General features: G+C 71.2%; 12 protein-coding genes. 7 read left to right on the top strand and 5 right to left on the bottom strand.

Translation table 11 applies throughout. The annotated features are described in order from the left end of the window. The first annotated feature begins 41 nt into the window (after positions 1 to 41). From QJ852_15790 to QJ852_15775, 4 genes are read left to right on the top strand one after another with little or no spacing between them, the layout of a single operon-like run. A complete protein-coding gene (locus QJ852_15790) occupies positions 42 to 1,031 on the top strand; it encodes a branched-chain amino acid ABC transporter permease (GenBank protein WGX94612.1) in 990 nt (329 codons plus the stop codon). Then, positions 1,028 to 2,161 carry a branched-chain amino acid ABC transporter permease gene (locus tag QJ852_15785; protein ID WGX94611.1) on the top strand — a complete coding sequence of 378 codons (1,134 nt, stop codon included), beginning with the start codon at positions 1,028 to 1,030 and terminating at the stop codon, positions 2,159 to 2,161. The genes QJ852_15790 and QJ852_15785 overlap by 4 nt, the downstream gene beginning before the upstream one ends. Beyond that, positions 2,154 to 2,933 (top strand): ABC transporter ATP-binding protein, encoded by a 780-nt coding sequence (locus QJ852_15780; GenBank protein WGX94610.1) that lies wholly within the window; start codon positions 2,154 to 2,156, stop codon positions 2,931 to 2,933. Before QJ852_15785 ends, QJ852_15780 begins: the two co-directional genes overlap by 8 nt. Continuing rightward, positions 2,923 to 3,642: an ABC transporter ATP-binding protein gene (locus QJ852_15775; GenBank protein WGX94609.1), complete on the top strand. Its 720-nt coding sequence runs from the start codon at positions 2,923 to 2,925 to the stop codon at positions 3,640 to 3,642. Before QJ852_15780 ends, QJ852_15775 begins: the two co-directional genes overlap by 11 nt. Before the next feature lie 13 nt (positions 3,643 to 3,655). Here QJ852_15775 and QJ852_15770 read toward each other — a convergent pair whose 3' ends face one another. From QJ852_15770 to QJ852_15760, 3 genes are read right to left on the bottom strand one after another with little or no spacing between them, the layout of a single operon-like run. Then, positions 3,656 to 4,390 carry an amino acid ABC transporter ATP-binding protein gene (locus QJ852_15770; GenBank protein ID WGX94608.1) on the bottom strand — a complete coding sequence of 245 codons (735 nt, stop codon included), beginning with the start codon at positions 4,388 to 4,390 and terminating at the stop codon, positions 3,656 to 3,658. Beyond that, entirely contained in the window at positions 4,387 to 5,193 is an 807-nt protein-coding gene (locus tag QJ852_15765) for an amino acid ABC transporter permease (GenBank protein ID WGX94607.1), read from the bottom strand. The genes QJ852_15770 and QJ852_15765 overlap by 4 nt, the downstream gene beginning before the upstream one ends. Positions 5,194 to 5,241: 48 nt before the next feature. Further along, positions 5,242 to 6,033, bottom strand: a complete 792-nt coding sequence (locus QJ852_15760) for an ABC transporter substrate-binding protein (GenBank protein WGX94606.1) — start codon at positions 6,031 to 6,033, stop codon at positions 5,242 to 5,244. A 228-nt stretch (positions 6,034 to 6,261) separates the two neighbouring features. On the opposite strand from QJ852_15760, the gene QJ852_15755 reads away from it, so the two are divergent. Next, a complete protein-coding gene (locus tag QJ852_15755; GenBank protein WGX94605.1) occupies positions 6,262 to 6,852 on the top strand; it encodes a GNAT family N-acetyltransferase in 591 nt (196 codons plus the stop codon). A 4-nt stretch (positions 6,853 to 6,856) separates the two neighbouring features. Here the strand turns inward: QJ852_15755 and QJ852_15750 are convergent, their stop codons facing one another. Next, positions 6,857 to 7,279: a hotdog fold thioesterase gene (locus QJ852_15750; protein ID WGX94604.1), complete on the bottom strand. Its 423-nt coding sequence runs from the start codon at positions 7,277 to 7,279 to the stop codon at positions 6,857 to 6,859. A gap of 53 nt (positions 7,280 to 7,332) precedes the next feature. Here QJ852_15750 and polA point away from each other — a divergent pair, with 53 nt between their 5' ends. Further along, positions 7,333 to 10,017: a DNA polymerase I gene (gene polA, locus QJ852_15745; protein ID WGX99471.1), complete on the top strand. Its 2,685-nt coding sequence runs from the start codon at positions 7,333 to 7,335 to the stop codon at positions 10,015 to 10,017. 195 nt (positions 10,018 to 10,212) lie between these two features. On the opposite strand, the gene QJ852_15740 is transcribed toward polA, so the two are convergent. Further along, a complete protein-coding gene (locus tag QJ852_15740) occupies positions 10,213 to 11,472 on the bottom strand; it encodes an oligosaccharide flippase family protein (protein WGX94603.1) in 1,260 nt (419 codons plus the stop codon). Between the two features lie 97 nt (positions 11,473 to 11,569). Between QJ852_15740 and QJ852_15735 the strand changes: the two genes are divergently transcribed. Continuing rightward, positions 11,570 to 15,661: an alpha-(1->3)-arabinofuranosyltransferase family protein gene (locus tag QJ852_15735; GenBank protein ID WGX94602.1), complete on the top strand. Its 4,092-nt coding sequence runs from the start codon at positions 11,570 to 11,572 to the stop codon at positions 15,659 to 15,661. Positions 15,662 to 15,679: the final 18 nt, after the last annotated feature.

Here is a 15,679-nt window from a genome sequence, read left to right as displayed (position 1 = left end):
CGGCCGCTCACCTGTCCAGACCTTGGGGCCAGGAGGCCTGGGTGAACTTCGATTTCCTCTTCAGCAACCTGCCGCAGCTGACGATCGGCGGACTCGCCTTTGGCGCCATCTACGCGCTGATCGCACTGGGCTACACGATGGTCTACGGCGTGTTGCAGCTCATCAACTTCGCGCATTCCGAGGTGTTCATGTACGGCACCTTCGCGATGCTCTGGACCGTGATGGCGCTCGGGGGCGCGGATGCCGGTGGCATCCAGCTGATCGCCATCCTCATCGCCGCGCTGTTCTCGGCCATGGCGATGTCGGCGATCATCGCGCTCCTCCTCGAACGGGTGGCCTACCGGCCACTCATCAAGAAGGACGCGCCCCGCCTGATCGCGCTCATCTCCGCCATCGGCGCGTCCTTCGTGCTCGCCGAGCTGATGGGTCTGCGTGACCGCATCGCCGGGTGGGTGGGCCTGGACGACAACCTCTCCGAGTACGTCGGCAAGGCCCGTATCAACAACAGCATGGCCGGCGTCCTCGACGCGCCGCGCTGGGAGATTGGCAATGTGACGATCTCCAGCATCGACGTGCTCGTCATCGTCGCCGCGGTCGGCATGATGATCCTGCTCGACCAGTTCGTCCGCCGCTCGCGCCTCGGCAAGGGCATCCGGGCCACCTCGCAGGACCCGGAGACCGCCGCGCTGATGGGCGTCAACCCGACCCGGACCATCCAGCTCACCTTCCTCATCGGCGGTCTGATGGCCGGCATCGCCGCCTTCCTGTACATGCTGAAGATCGAGACCACCAAGTTCGACGTCGGCTTCCTGCTCGGCGTCAAGGCGTTCACCGCCGCGGTGCTGGGCGGCATCGGCAACCTGCGCGGCGCGCTGCTGGGTGGCCTGGTCCTCGGCGTCGCCGAGACCTGGGGGTCGGCGCTCTTCGGCACCGAGTGGCGCCACGTGGTCGCCTTCGTGCTGCTGGTCGTCATCCTGCTGTTCCGCCCGACCGGACTGCTGGGCGAGTCGCTCGGAAAGGCCCGCGCATGAGCAAGATCAAGCAGAGGTTCGTCGCCCTGCCCAAGCCGGTCAAGATCCTGCTCTGGGTCCTGTTGGCCCTGTTCGCCTACGCCCTGCCGCTGTTGGAGCCACCGATCATCTCCACGCCGGGCGTGGACTTCGGCGGCGTCCTCTTCGTCGTCACGATGTACTGCCTGGTCGCGATCGGCCTCAACATCGTGGTCGGCTACGCCGGCCTGCTCGACCTCGGGTACGTCGGCTTCTACGCCATCGGCGCCTACACCGCCGCGGTGCTGACCTCGTTCCACGCGCACTGGCCGCTGCTGCTCGCGATCCCGGTCGCGGTGGTCGTGACCACGATCTCCGGTGTCCTGCTGGGCGCGCCGACGCTGCGGGTCCGCGGCGACTATCTCGCGATCGTGACGCTCGGCTTCGGTGAGATCATCCGCCTGGTCGCGGTCAACACCGAGTGGCTGGGGGAGCGCAAGGGCATCTCGAACATCGCCCGCCCGCCGAGCATCGGCGGCCAGGAGGGACTGTTCGAGATCCCGCACCTGTTCTGGGGCGACGGGACGGTGCTGATCGACACCAAGGACACGACGCAGTTCCTCGTGTTCGGCGTGCTCGACCAGATCCCGTACTACTGGCTCGGCCTGACCGTGGTCATCGTGATGCTCTTCGCCGACCGGCTGATCAAGAACAGCCGGGTCGGCCGGGCGTGGGAGGCCACCCGCGAGGACGAGGACGCCGCGGAGCTGATGGGTGTCCCGACGTTCAAGTTCAAGCTGCTGGCGTTCGCCACGGGTGCCTTCGTCGGCGGCCTGGCGGGCTCGCTCTACGCCAGTCGCCAGAACTTCATCAACCCCGACTCGTTCCTGTTGCTCTACTCGATCCTGTTCCTGGCGGCCGTGGTCGTCGGCGGCCAGGGCAACCGGTGGGGCGTGCTGGTGGGCGCCATCCTCGTGGCCTACCTGCCGCAGCGGTTCCGCGAGTTCGACGACTTCCGCGTCCTGGCCTTCGGCCTGGCGCTGGTCCTGCTCGCCACGTTGCGTCCGGAGGGCCTGTTCCCACCCCGGCGCACCGTGCGCGCCAAACATCTGGAACAGGAGCTCGAGGAACTCGAGGAAGGCGCCGGCGGAGAGGAGAGCGCCCGTGTCTGAGGCGATTCTCGAGGTCCAGAACCTCACCTTGAAGTTCGGCGGTCTCACCGCCCTGGACGATGTCACCTTCCGCATCGGCGAGGGCGAGATCCTCGGCCTGATCGGACCCAACGGCGCCGGCAAGACGACCTGCTTCAACGCGGTCACCGGCGTCTACCGGCCCACCAGCGGCGGCATCGTCTTCCAGGGACGGTCGATCGTGGGGCTGAAGAAGCACAAGATCACCCAGCAGGGGATCGCGCGCACCTTCCAGAACATCCGGCTGTTCCCGAACATGACGGCCCTGGAGAATGTCCTGGTCGGCACCGACGCCCGGCACACCACCGGGATGTTCTCGGCCCTCTTCCGGCTGCCGAAGCACCGCCGCGAGGAGCGGGAGGGGCACGAGCGGGCGATGGATCTGCTCCGGTTCATGGGCATCCACCGCAAGGCCGACGAGCTCGCCGCCAACCTGTCGTACGGCGACCAGCGTCGCCTGGAGATCGCGCGCGCGATGGCGACGAACCCGAAGCTCATCTGTCTCGACGAGCCCGCGGCCGGGTTCAACCCGGCCGAGAAGGTCGAGCTGATGAACCTCATCCGGCGGGTCCGCGACCGGGGCTACACCGTGCTACTCATCGAGCACGACATGAAGCTGGTCATGGGGGTCACCGACCGGATCGTCGTCCTGGAGTTCGGACGCAAGATCGCCGAGGGCACCCCCGCCGAGATCCGTGACAACCCTGCGGTGATCGCCGCCTACCTGGGAGTGGACGAGGAAGATGCTTCTTGAGGTCGAGGGCCTCTGTGTCAACTACGGGCACATCGAGGCGATCCGTGACATCAGCTTCAGCGTCCCCGAGGGGACCGTCACGACCCTGATCGGCGCCAACGGCGCGGGGAAGACGACGACGCTGAAGACCATCTCGGGTCTGCGCAAGGTCCGGGCCGGCTCGGTGCGGTTCGAAGGACGCGACATCAACGACATCCCGCCGTACGACCGGGTCAAGCTCGGCATCGGGCAGTCCCCGGAGGGACGGCGCTGCTTCGTCGGGATGACGGTCCGTGAGAACCTGGAGATGGGCGCGTTCACCCGCAACGACCGCAAGTCCGCGGCCTATCGGGAGGACATGGAGCGGGTGCTCACCCTCTTCCCGCGGCTGGAGGAGCGGATCGACCAGATCTCCGGCACCATGTCCGGCGGTGAGCAGCAGATGCTCGCCATCGGGCGGGCGCTGATGGCCCGGCCGCGGCTGTTGCTGCTCGACGAGCCGTCGATGGGCCTGGCGCCGAAGCTGATCCAGCAGATCTTCACCATCATCACGGAGATCAACCAGCAGGGCACCACCGTGCTGCTCGTCGAGCAGAACGCAGCCCAGGCGCTCAAGCGGTCGCACGACGCCCACATCCTCGAGACCGGCGAGATCGTCCGGTCCGGCACGGGTGCGGACCTCGCGGTCGACCCGGCGGTCAAGGCGGCCTATCTCGGTGGCGACGTGTAGGGCAGACCTCGGGTCAGAGCACCTTCGAGAGGAACGAGCGGGTCCGCTCGTGCTGAGGATGCGAGAGCACCTCGGCCGGGCGGCCCTCCTCGACCACGACGCCGTCGTCCATGAAGACGAGCTGGTCGCCGACCTCGCGGGCGAAGCCCATCTCGTGCGTGACGACCATCATCGTCATCCCCTCCTGGGCGAGCTCCTTCATGACGGCGAGCACGTCGCCGACCAGCTCCGGGTCGAGGGCACTGGTGGGCTCGTCGAAGAGCATCATGTCGGGGTCCATCGACAGCGCCCGGGCGATCGCGACCCGCTGCTGCTGGCCGCCGGACAGATGCGCCGGGTAGGCCGACTCCTTCTCGGAGAGGCCGACCTTCGCGAGGTTCCGTCGAGCGACCTCGACCGCCTCGTCCCTACCCCGGCCGCGCACACTGCGCTGGGCGAGGGTGAGGTTCCGCAGCACCGACAGGTGCGGGAAGAGGTTGAACTGCTGGAAGACCATCCCGATCCGGGAGCGCACCTCGTCGAGGTCGATCCGGCGGTCGCAGATGTCGACGCCCTCGATCAGGATCTCTCCGGCCGACGGCTCCTCGAGCCGGTTGACGCAGCGCAGCAGCGTCGACTTGCCCGACCCGGAGGGCCCGATCACGCAGACGACCTGCCCGGCGTCGACATGGAAGTCGATGCCCTTGAGGACCTCGTGGTGGCCGTAGTGCTTGTGCAGGCCACGCACCTCGATGGCGGACGCGGTCATCGGACGGCCTTCCTCTGGCGGCGCTCCAGCCAGGCGACGAGTTGGGTGAGCGGCAAGGTGATGACGAGATAGAGCAGCGCGGCCTGGATCAGGCTGGTAGCCGTCCCCGCCGACGGACCGGAGGTCAGGAAGTCCTTCGCGACCGAGGTCAGCTCCCGCTCGCTGGCCGCGGCGCCCAGCAGGAACAGCAGGGCGGTGTCCTTGATCAGCAGCACGAACTCGTTGGTCAACGGCGGGATGACGATCCGGAACGCCTGGGGGAGCACCACCTTGACCGTGGTGGCCCCCGGCCGCATGCCGAGCGAGCGCGCGGCCTCCGTCTGGCCCTTCGGGACCGCCTGGATGCCGGCGCGCAGGGTCTCGGCCATGTAGGCGCCGGCCACCATGATCAGGCCGATCAGGCCGGCGCCGACCGTGCCGCCCGGTGGTGTCCAGCCGAAGGCGATCGGCAGGCCGGTCGACATGAAGATCATCACGACCAGGGCCGGCAGACCGCGGAAGAACTCGACGTACGCCGTGGCGAGCCAGCGGTACGGCGCGACCGGGGACAGGCGCATCAGCGCCAGCACCAGGCCGAGCGCGAGTCCGCCCGCGAACGCGATCGCGGTGTATTTGACCGTGTTCACCATGCCGATGGTGATCAGATCGCCCCAGTTGCCGTCGGCCCAGTCGATGCCGTCGGAGTTCCAGAAGTTCTCCTTGATGACCGGCCAGTCGGCGACCAGGGCCAGCGCGGCCACCGCGGCCGCCAGCACGACGTACAGCGTGACCTGGACCAGCAGCGCGCGCTGCCTGCGATTCACCCCCACGAGCGATCCCCCCGGATTCTCGAGTGCTCGGACGCGGGCGGCTCAGTTCTCCGTGGAGAAGTAGGTGTCGTAGATCGTGTCGTAGGTGCCGTCGCCGCGCATCTCCTCCAGCGCGCCGTTCACGTCATCGACCAGCTGGCTGTTGCCCTTCTTGATGGCGAAGCCGTACTCCTCGTCGGTCTCGTAGGTCTCGACGACCTTGAAGCTGCCGTCTGAGGTGTGGTCGAGGTTGACCGGCAGATCCTGCAGCAATGCCTGGACCTGGCCGGCCTTGATCGCCTGGAACATCTCGGCGTCACTCGGGAAGGAGACGATGTCCGCGCCGGTGGCGTTCTCCTCGGTGTAGGTCTTGCCGGTGGTGCCCTGCTGGACGCCCACCTTGACCCCGTCGAGGTCGGCGATCGTGGCGATGTCGCTGTCCGCCGGGACCAGCAGGGACTGCTGGGAGTCGTAGTAGCCGTCGGAGAAGTCGAGGTTCTTCTTCCGGTCGTCGGTGATGGTCATCGCCGACGCGGCGAGGTCGCACTGCTTCGCGTTGAGGGCCTGACCGCTCTGCAGGGCGTCGAACGAGGAGTCCTTGATCGACAGGTCGAGGTCGAGTCGCTTCGCGATCTCGGTGACGATGTCGACGTCGAAGCCCTTGAATCCGCTGTCACTGGACTTGTCGAAGTCCTCGAACGGGGGATAGGGCACGTCCGAGCAGACCGTGAGCGTGTCCTTCTTGACGAGGTCGGCGCCACTCGCCGAGGTGCCGCTGTCGTCGGAGCCGCAGGCCCCGAGCGCGAGGGCGGTGAGGGCCGTCAGGGTGAGGGCGATGGTGCGCGACATCTTCATCTCGGCACTGTAGGCCCGATCGGACCCGGTGACGAGGGCCCCGCGATCCGGGTGCCGGGTTGTTCCAGGATCGTGACCTGGACGTCACCGTCCGGTGGCCCGGGCGGGTGCCCGGGGGAGATCCCGGCATCCCCCTGTCGGGCGCGTTCGGGTGAGCGTAGTGTGTGCGTCCGGACCGCCCGCCGCCGTGCGGTCCCCGTGCGGGGGTCGAGGAGAAGGCAGGGCCGGATGAGTCGCTATTCGCTGATCACGCGCGTCGCCACCCGCGACGACGCCGTCGTCCTCGCCGACCTGTGGAGCGATGCCGTGCGTCGCGCCGACCCCGCCGAGCAGGTCGCCGATCTCGAGCTCGTCATCAAGGGGGCCGCCGCGTCGCCGGAGCAGCGCCTCGTCGTCGTCGAGTACGACGGCCAGGTGGCCGGTGCCGTCTACCTGAGGATCACGACGCTCTCCCCGCTCAACCTCGAGCCCTGCGTCCAGTCGATGCACCCGCGCGTCTTCGACCACTGCCGCCGGCACGGCGTCGGCCACGCCCTGGTGGAGGCGGCGACCGCGTTCGCCGAGGAGAACGGCATCCTGCACGTGGTCACCGCGGTGCCGCACTCCTCACGCGAGTCCAACCGGTTCATGGCGCGGCTCGGCCTGGCGCCGGTCGTGATGTACCGGATCGCCCCGACCGCGCTCCTGCGCAGCCGGGTGTCCCCGCAGCGTCAGCAGGCGGGTGTCGACGGCAGCCGCAACCGGGTGCTCGCCGCCCGGCGCTCGCTGCGCCGGGCCCGGACCGAGCGGCTGGCGCTCCCGGAGCCCGAGCAGGCCTGAGGGGCTACTTCCTCGCGGGGTCGCGCTCCAGGAGCGCGCACGTGATCCGGGAGGTGCACACCCGGCGCCCGGCGTCGTCGCTGACGACGATCTCGAAGCTGGCCATGGTCCGGCCGCGGTGCAGCGGCGTCGCGACGCCGGTGACCACGCCGGAGGTCGCCGAGCGGTGGTGGGTCGCGTTGATGTCGGTGCCGACGGCGAACCGGTCCGGTCCGGCGTGGATCGCCGCCGCGACCGAGCCCAGGGTCTCGGCGAGGACCACCGACGCGCCGCCGTGGAGCAGGCCGTAGGGCTGGGTGTTGCCCTCGACGGGCATCGTGGCGACCACACGGTCGGGCGTGACCTCGACCAGCTCGATGCCCATCCGCTCGTTGAGCGCGCCCATGTGGGAGCGCATGAAGTCGGCGATCTCGTCGATGGTCGTCATGGGTCTGAAGGTTAGTCGGCGGTCATCGGTAGAGTCGCCGGGTGCCCCAGCCCATGACGGAGACGACCCGCCCGCGACTCCTGCTCCTCGACGGCCACTCACTCGCCTACCGCGCCTTCTTCGCCCTCCCGGTCGAGAACTTCTCGACCGCGACCGGGCAGAACACCAACGCCGTCTACGGCTTCACCTCGATGCTGGTCAACGTGCTGCGCGACGAGCAGCCGACCCATGTGGCGGTCGCCTTCGACGTGTCGCGGCAGACCTTCCGCACCGAGGAGTACGCCGAGTACAAGGCCAAGCGCAACAAGACGCCGGGCGAGTTCAGCAGCCAGCTCCCCCTGATCGAGCGGATGCTCGACAGCTTCTCGATCCGCTACATCAAGCACCCCGGCTACGAGGCCGACGACATCATCGCCACGCTGGTCACGCAGGCCCTCGCCGACGAGACGAGCGGTCTCGAGGTGCTCATCCTCACCGGCGACCGCGACTCCATCCAACTGGTGACCGAGCGCTCGACGGTGCTCTACCCGATGCGTGGCGTGTCCGACCTGTCCCGGATGACACCCGCCTTCGTGGAGGACAAGTACGGCGTCCCGCCGCACCGCTACCCCGAGCTCGCGGCGATCGTCGGCGAGCAGTCCGACAACCTGCCGGGCGTGCCCGGGGTCGGCGCCGGGTTCGCCGCGAAGTGGATCAACACCTACGACGGCCTCGACAACGTGATCGCCCAGGCCGACAAGATCACCGGCAAGAAGGGCGAGGCCTTCCGCGAGCACCTCGGCGACGTGATCCGCAACCGCCGGCTCAACGCGCTGGTGCGCGACCTCGACCTCGGCCTCGCGATCGACGACCTGGTGCTGGGGGAGTGGGACCGCTCCTCGGCCCTCGAGCTGCTCGACGAGCTGGAGTTCCGCGGCGAGCTGCGCACCCGCATCCTGGACGTCGTGGCGCCCGGTGAGGACACCCCGGTCGAGGCGGGCGTCGAGGTCGACGGCACCACGCTCGCGCCCGATGCCGTCGCGGCCTGGCTCGACGAGATCGGCAGCACGACCGTCGGCCTCTCCGTGCGCGGATCCTGGGGCAGCGGCACCGGCCGGGTCGCCGGGCTCGCGCTCGCGCTGGCCGACGGCCGGGCGGCGTACGTCGACGTCGAGGCGATGAGCCCCGCCGACGACGCCGCGGTGGCCGCCTGGCTGGCCGACGAGACACGCCCGAAGGTGCTCCACGACGCCAAGGGGCCCCTGGTCGCGCTCGGTGCCCAGGGCTGGAGCCTGGCGGGCGTCGTGGAGGACACCGCGCTCGCGGCGTACCTCGTCGCCCCCGACCAGCGCTCCTACGACCTCGCCGACCTCTCCCTGCGCTACCTCCACCGCGAGCTCGCGGTCGCCGAGGACGACGACCAGGGGATGCTCTTCGACGAGGACGCCAACCTGGCCAAGGCCGCGATGGTCCAGGCCCGGGCCGCGCTCGACCTGTCCGCCGAGCTGACCGACGAGGTCGAGAAGGCGGGTGGCCGCAGTCTGCTGACCGAGGTCGAGATGCCGCTCGTCGGCGTGCTGGCGGCCATGGAGCAGACCGGCATCGCGGTCGACATCGAGCACCTGGAGGGGCTCGAGGCGCACTTCGGCGAGGAGGTGCGCAAGGAGGCCGTGGAGGCCTACGCGGTGATCGGCAAGGAGATCAACCTCGGCTCGCCCAAGCAGCTGCAGGTGGTGCTCTTCGACGAGCTCGGCATGCCGAAGACCAAGCGCACCAAGACCGGCTACACCACCGACGCCGACGCGCTGCAGAAGCTGGCCGCCAGCAATCCCCATCCCTTCCTGCTGCACCTGCTGCGCCACCGCGAGGTGATCCGGCTGCGGCAGACGATCGAGGGCCTGCTCAAGACGGTCCAGCCCGACGGCCGCATCCACACCACCTTCCACCAGACCATCGCGGCCACCGGGCGGCTGTCGAGCACCGAGCCCAACCTGCAGAACATCCCGGTCCGCACCGAGGAGGGCCGCCGGATCCGGGAGAGCTTCGTGGTCGGACCCGGCTACGACTCGCTGATGACCGCCGACTACAGCCAGATCGAGATGCGGATCATGGCCCACTTGTCCGAGGACGAGGCTCTCATCGAGGCGTTCCGCTCCGGTCGTGACTTCCACGCCGAGACCGCCTCGCGGGTCTTCGACGTCGCGCCCGACGCCGTCACCCAGGAGATGCGGGCCAAGATCAAGGCGATGAACTACGGCCTCGCCTACGGCCTGTCGGCCTTCGGTCTCTCCCAGCAGCTCGGCATCGAGCCGCGCGAGGCCAGCGGACTGATGGAGGAGTACTTCGACACCTTCGGCGGCATCCGCGACTACCTCACCGGCGTCGTCGACGAGGCCCGGCGCACCGGCTTCACCGAGACCATCATGGGCCGGCGCCGCTACCTGCCCGACCTGACCAGCGACAACCGGATGCGCCGCGAGGGTGCCGAGCGGATGGCGCTCAACGCGCCCATCCAGGGCTCGGCGGCCGATCTGATCAAGGTCGCCATGCTCCGCACCGACGCCGCGCTGCGCGGTTCCGGTCTGCGCTCGCGGATGCTGCTCCAGGTCCACGACGAGCTCGTGTTCGAGGTCGCCGACGGCGAGAGCGGGGCACTCGAGGCCCTGGTCCGCGAGCAGATGGCCGGCGCCGCCGACCTCACCGTCCCGCTCGACGTCTCGGTCGGCACCGGTCGGTCCTGGCACGAGGCCGCGCATTAGTTGGATGGCGCGAGCGTGTCGCTCCTTCGTCGCGCCACGCTGCCGCGCCGCGGTCGAGTCCGGTGGATGGCTGCGTTCGCGTGGCGGCAAGGCGGTCGGCTCGCGGAAAGGCTCGGCTCCTCCGCTCCGGTCGCTCGTTCCTCGCTCGCTACGCTCCGTCGCCCTCGCTTCCCGCGATGACCGACGGGTGACCGGCTACTGGTCAGCGGGCGCGAGCTCGTCGTCGCGGCGGTGCCGGAACACCTGCAGCGCGACCAGCACGAGCAGCACCGCGAGGTCCACGATGCCCACGGTGGTGGCGAGGCCGGTGACGCCGTCGGCCTGCGAGCCGCCGATGACGAGGGCGACGACGCCGATGCCGACGAGGTACTTGGTCGCGGCTCCACGGCTGGCCAGTCCGGCGTACACCAGCATCTGCAACAGGGCGAGGAGGGCGCCGAGGACGGCGAACATCCACAGCCGGTCCTCGACCTCGGCGTACTCGGCTCCGCCGATGAAGACGAGGGCGAGCCCGGAGAGCAGGTAGGTCGCAACGACGCAGGCGGTCCCGAGGACGCTCAGGAACGCCAGGCCCTTGGCCAGGGCGGCGCGGCTCTCGCTGCCGGTCGACATGGACGGGAAGAGGACCACGACCGCGAACTGCGGCAGGAAGAGCACCGCCTTCGTCACGATCAGGCCACCGGCGTACAGGCCGGCGTCGTGCCCGTCGAGGACACCGCGGGCGACCACCACGTCGAGGTTGGACAGCGCGAAGAAGGCCAGGAGCGCGATCGAGCTTCCGGCCGTCTCGCGCAGCACGTCGCGGCGGATCTCCGACTCGCTCACGCTGCTCGTGGGGCGGGGGTGCCGCCCCAGCGCCCACGCGCCCACGACGACGGGGACCCAGGACGCGATGAGGACGGCCAGCATCGCGCTGGTCTCGGACCGCCACACCAGCAGGAAGGCCAGGCCGAGCGCGACCCGGGGGACGCCGACCGCCAGGTAGACCAGGCTGAGGGGGAGCCACCTGCGCTCGCCCTGCAGCACCCCGGCCTGGGCGCCCATCACGGTGATCGGGACGATGCTCAGCCCCAGCAGGACGGCGGGCAGGAGGCCGTCGAGCCGGAGCAGCCTGGTCACGAGCGGGGCCGCGACGATCGTGACCAGGCCCAGCGCGAACGCGGTGCGCCAGGCGGTGCGGAGGACGGAGGTCTCCACCGCGGCCACGTGCTCCGGGTCGGCGGCGATCCGCCGCGCGGAGGTCGCCTGGAGGCCCAGTTGGAGGACCGAGAGGACCATCAGCAGTGCCATCACGCCGGCGAGGGCGCCGTACTGGCCGGGGCCCAGCAGACGCGCGGAGACGATCTGGAAGCCGTAGGTGCCGACGTTCATCACGGCCATCGCGATGGCGATGCCGGCGCTGCTGCGCAGCAGCCGGGTCAGGCGGGTGCCTGCAGCGGGCGAGGTCGTCGTCACCAGAGCAGGCTAGGGGGTGGCCCCGCCGATCCGGGAGGCGGAGGCGGCATCGGCATACAGTGACCCCCGCCGGGAGGGCGAGGGGAGCGGAGGCGGGATGCGGGACGAGCGGCGCGGTCGCGTGGTGCTGCTGACCCTGTACGCCGCGCTCGCGGTCTTCGTCCTCACCGAGAAGTGGGGCCAGTCGACGAGCGACACCCGCTTCGAGCTCACCGAGGTCCCCGGTCCGCACCTCGCCGGCACCTTCCACCTGTGGAACCCCGAGGTGTCGCTGGGGGAGATGCAGAACCAGGCCTACGGCTACCTGTTCCCGCACGGCTCCTTCTTCTGGCTGGCCGAGCTGGTGGGCACCCCGGGCTGGGTGGCGCAGCGGGTGTGGTCGGTGCTGATCCTGCTCCTGGCCTGCGAGGGCCTGCGCCGCCTCGCCCGCGCCCTCGGTACGTCGCCCGTGGCCGCCGCGGTCGCCGGCCTCGCGTACGGCCTGACGCCCCGCCACGTCACCGAGATCGGCACCCGCAGCGCGGAGATCCTGCCCGGCGCGATGCTGCCGTGGGCGGCACTCCCGGTGGTGCTGGTCGTCCACGGCCGGATGCGGCCACGCAACGCGGCGGTCCTCTCCGCGGCGGCCTTCGCCTGCTCCGGTGGCGTCAACGGCACGGCGACGGCGGCGCCGGCCGCCCTGCTCGCGATCCTCGTGCTCTGGGCCGTGCTGACCCGCCGGCTGAGCTGGCGCTTCGGCGCGGGCTGGCTCGCCCTCGTCGGCGCGGTCAGCGCCTGGTGGATCCTGTCGCTGCTGCGACTGGGCGCCTACAGCCCACCCTTCTACGACTTCGTCGAGGATGCCCGGGCCACGACGTCGACCGCCGGGTTCGCGTCCGTGCTCCGCGGTGCCAGCAACTGGGTGGGGTTCATCTCCGTCGGCGGCGACCGGTGGTGGCCGGCCGGCTACGACCTGGCCTACGAGCCCTGGCTGGTGCTCGGATCGGGGCTGGTCGCCGTTGCCGGCTTCGTCGGCCTGCTCCGGATGCGCAGCGCGTGGCGGACCCCGCTGCTGGTGGCCGCCGGGTTCGGGCTGGTCTGCCAGGTGATCGCCCACACCGGCGCGCTCGACGGCCCGCTCAGCCAGGCGCTGCGCGACCTGCTCGACGGACCGCTGGCCCCGCTGCGCAATGTCGCCAAGGTCGACCCGGTGCTCCGGATCCCGATCGCGATCGGTCTCGCCGCCCTCGTCGACGATCTGCTGCCGCTGCTGCGCCGCCGGTCGGGCGGGCGGCGGGTCGGCGTGCGTCGGTGGGCGGCGGGCGGACTCGTCGTGGCGATCGCCGGCGGCCTGCTCGCGATGGCCCAGCCCATCGCCACCGCCGACACCCGCACGCCCGGGTGGAAGGAGCTCCCGTCGTACTGGTGGGAGGCGGCGGCCTTCCTGGAGGAGCGGGCCGACGAGGCCGAGGACGGCGGCGGGGCGACCTGGGTCATCCCCGGGTCGGGCTTCGGCATCCAGCAGTGGGGCTGGACCATGGAGGAGCCGATGGAGGCGGTGGCGCGCAGCCCGTGGATCACCCGCTCGCAGGTGCCGCTCACGCCGCCCGCGACGATCCGGCTGTTCTCCGCGATGGAGACCTTCCTCGAGACCGGCTCCGGGTCGCCGTACCTGCGGCACCTGCTGAACCGGATCGGCATCGACACCGTCCTCGTGCGCCACGACCTGGAGCCGAACGTTTCGCAGGCGACCTCGGCGAGCCTGGTCGGCGTCGCCCTGGGCCGCTCACCCGGGCTGCACTCGATCGCCACCTTCGGTGAGCTGGAGTTCGGCCCCGCGATCGAGGTCTTCGACGTCGAGCCGGCGATCGGGGCCCAGGTGGGCACCGGCGGGTACGACGTCCGCGACGCCGACGACGCCGTGACCGTCGCGGGCTCGGTCGAGGCCGCGGTGGCCGCCGTGGGGTCCGGCCTGGTCGGGCCGGCCCAGGCGATGGTGCTGGCGGGCGAGCCCGGCTGGGACCGCGACGCCCAGGTGGTCGGGGACGGGTACCGGCTCCGGGAGCGCTCGTTCGGCCGGATCCAGGACGCCGAGAGCAACGTGATGACGGCGACCGACCCGTTCCACGGCGACCGCGTGGTGCCGAACTACCCCGGCGCCGCGGGGGCCGCGCCGGTCGTGGCCCGGTACGACGGCATCGCGGGTGTCGACGCGTCGAGCTCCCGGGCGTGGACCAGCTCGCTGGGAGCCGTGCACCCCGAGAACGCGCCGTGGTCGGCGCTCGACGGCGATCCGTCGACGTACTGGCGGCCGAGTCCGTTCGCCGACCCCCTGAGCCAGTGGCTGGAGGTGGACCTCGGCGGCGAGCGCCAGGTCGGCGCGGTGCGCTTGAGCCAGCCGTCGGCCGAGGACGTCAGCCGGGTCGCCCGCTGGCGGGTCACAACGGGCGGTCGCAGCCGGACGTTGGTGACCGACCCGTTCACCGGAGAGGGCTCGGTGCGGCTCGACGTGCGCGCCGACCGGGTCCGGATCGAGCCCCTCGACGCGCCGGACCGGGAGGCCACGATCGGTCTCGCCGAGGTCGGGATCGACGGCGTCGCGCCGACCCGCACGCTCGTCGTCCCCGAGGCCGCGACCGACGGCCCGCCCGACCTGCTGTTCGCCGCGGCGCCCGAGACCCGCTCCTGCGTGCTGACGCTGCTGGGCCCCGACTGCGGCCGGTACCGGGCCCGGGCGGCCGAGGAGGCCGCGGGCATCGACCGGACGTTCACGCTCGAGGAGGGCGGCCGGTTCCGGGTCCGCGGCCTCGTCGTCGGCCGGAGCCGGCCCGGCACGCTCGAGCTGTTGCAGCCGCTGGGCGGGGTGACCATGACCGGCTCGTCGTGGCTGGGGAACGACCCGGCGGTGTCGCCGCGGATGGCCTACGACGGCAACGACGCGACCTCGTGGGTGGCCGACCCCCGCGACGACGAGCCGACGCTCACCGTCGACCTCGGCCGCGAGCGGACGATGCGCCGCCTCACCGTCAGCCCGCCGGCCGGGGTGGCCGTACGTCCCGACCATGCGGTGATCCGGGCCGAGACCGCCGACGGCGTGGTGGTCCGCCGGGCCGACCTGACCGGGTACGGCGCCTTCGAGCCGGTACGTGCCCGCCGGCTCACCGTGACCTTCGGCCGATCGGCCGGCCGGGTGGACGGCGCACCGCTCGGCGTCGGCGAGGTCCGGCTCGGGGGCGCACGGTTCTCCGCGACCCTCGACGGCGGTGGTCCGACCGGCGCGGTCTGCGGGTTCGGGCCGCAGCTGGTCGTCGACGGCCGTGTCGTCGAGACCCGCGTCGAGGGCCTGATGGGCGACGTGGTCGCCGCCGGCCAGCTGGCGCTCGAACCCTGCGACGGCACCGGCCCGCTGACGCTGAGCGCCGGCTCCCATCGCGTCGAGCTGCGCTCGACCGAGCAGTTCCAGCCGGTCGGGCTGACCCTCGACTCCGTCGGCGGCGGCGCGGCGCCCGAGCGCGGTCCGTCCCGCTCGCGCACCGTCCGGCTGCTGTCCGCGGACGACACCCGGGTCCGCCTCGACGTCGGCCCGGGGGAGGACGCCGTGCTCAGCTCGCCCCACAACGTCAACCTCGGCTGGGTGGCCACGGTCGACGGCCGCGAGCTCGAGCGGATCACCGTCGACGGCTGGGCCCAGGGCTGGGTGCTGCCGGCGGACGAGTCCGGAAAGGTCGAGCTCGTCTACGCTCCCCAACGGGGCTACCTGGTCGTCCTGATCGCGGGCCTGGGCGTCCTGGGGACCGTGCTGCTCACCGCGCTGGGAATCCTCGGCACCGGGGCGGTACGCCGCATCCGGCGGCGCGGGGAGGTGCAGGCGGAGCGCGTGACCCCGTCGGGGACCGAGCCCGGTTCGGCGGGACCGCCCTCGCGTCGGCGCACCGTTCTCAGCGCGGTCGTCGCGGGCGTCGTCGCCGGTCTCGTCGGCGGCCCGGTCGTCGCCGCGGCGGGGGTGCTCGGTGCCCTGCTCGCCCGGTGGCCGCGGCTGGTCCAGGCCCTCGTCGGGGCGGCGCTGCTCGGTGCGCTCGTCGCGCTCGTGGTCGCCCTGACCGACGCGCCGCACCTGCCGTCGCGACCGGTCGACCTGGTGACCGGAGCCGCCCTCGCGCTCGGCTTCGCCGCCGTCCTCGGCCGGAGCACGCGCCCGGAGCAGCGGTGAGGCGGCGGTGAGGCGGCG

Origin of the sequence: Nocardioides sp. L-11A (genome assembly GCA_029961745.1) — a bacterium.
GTDB lineage: Bacteria > Actinomycetota > Actinomycetes > Propionibacteriales > Nocardioidaceae > Nocardioides.
Note: the sequence above shows the minus strand (reverse complement) of the source record. Positions and strands in the feature narration are given on the sequence as shown.

Bases quoted from the DNA above. Each gene is read 5' to 3' on its own strand.
- QJ852_15785 (WGX94611.1), top strand. From the start codon at position 1,028: ATGAGCAAGATCAAGCAGAGGTTCGTCGCCCTGCCCAAGCCGGTCAAG.
- QJ852_15775 (WGX94609.1), top strand. From the start codon at position 2,923: ATGCTTCTTGAGGTCGAGGGCCTCTGTGTCAACTACGGGCACATCGAG.
- QJ852_15770 (WGX94608.1), bottom strand. From the start codon at position 4,390: ATGACCGCGTCCGCCATCGAGGTGCGTGGCCTGCACAAGCACTACGGC.
- QJ852_15760 (WGX94606.1), bottom strand. From the start codon at position 6,033: ATGAAGATGTCGCGCACCATCGCCCTCACCCTGACGGCCCTCACCGCC.
- QJ852_15755 (WGX94605.1), top strand. From the start codon at position 6,262: ATGAGTCGCTATTCGCTGATCACGCGCGTCGCCACCCGCGACGACGCC.
- QJ852_15750 (WGX94604.1), bottom strand. From the start codon at position 7,279: ATGACGACCATCGACGAGATCGCCGACTTCATGCGCTCCCACATGGGC.
- polA (WGX99471.1), top strand. From the start codon at position 7,333: ATGACGGAGACGACCCGCCCGCGACTCCTGCTCCTCGACGGCCACTCA.
- QJ852_15735 (WGX94602.1), top strand. From the start codon at position 11,570: ATGCGGGACGAGCGGCGCGGTCGCGTGGTGCTGCTGACCCTGTACGCC.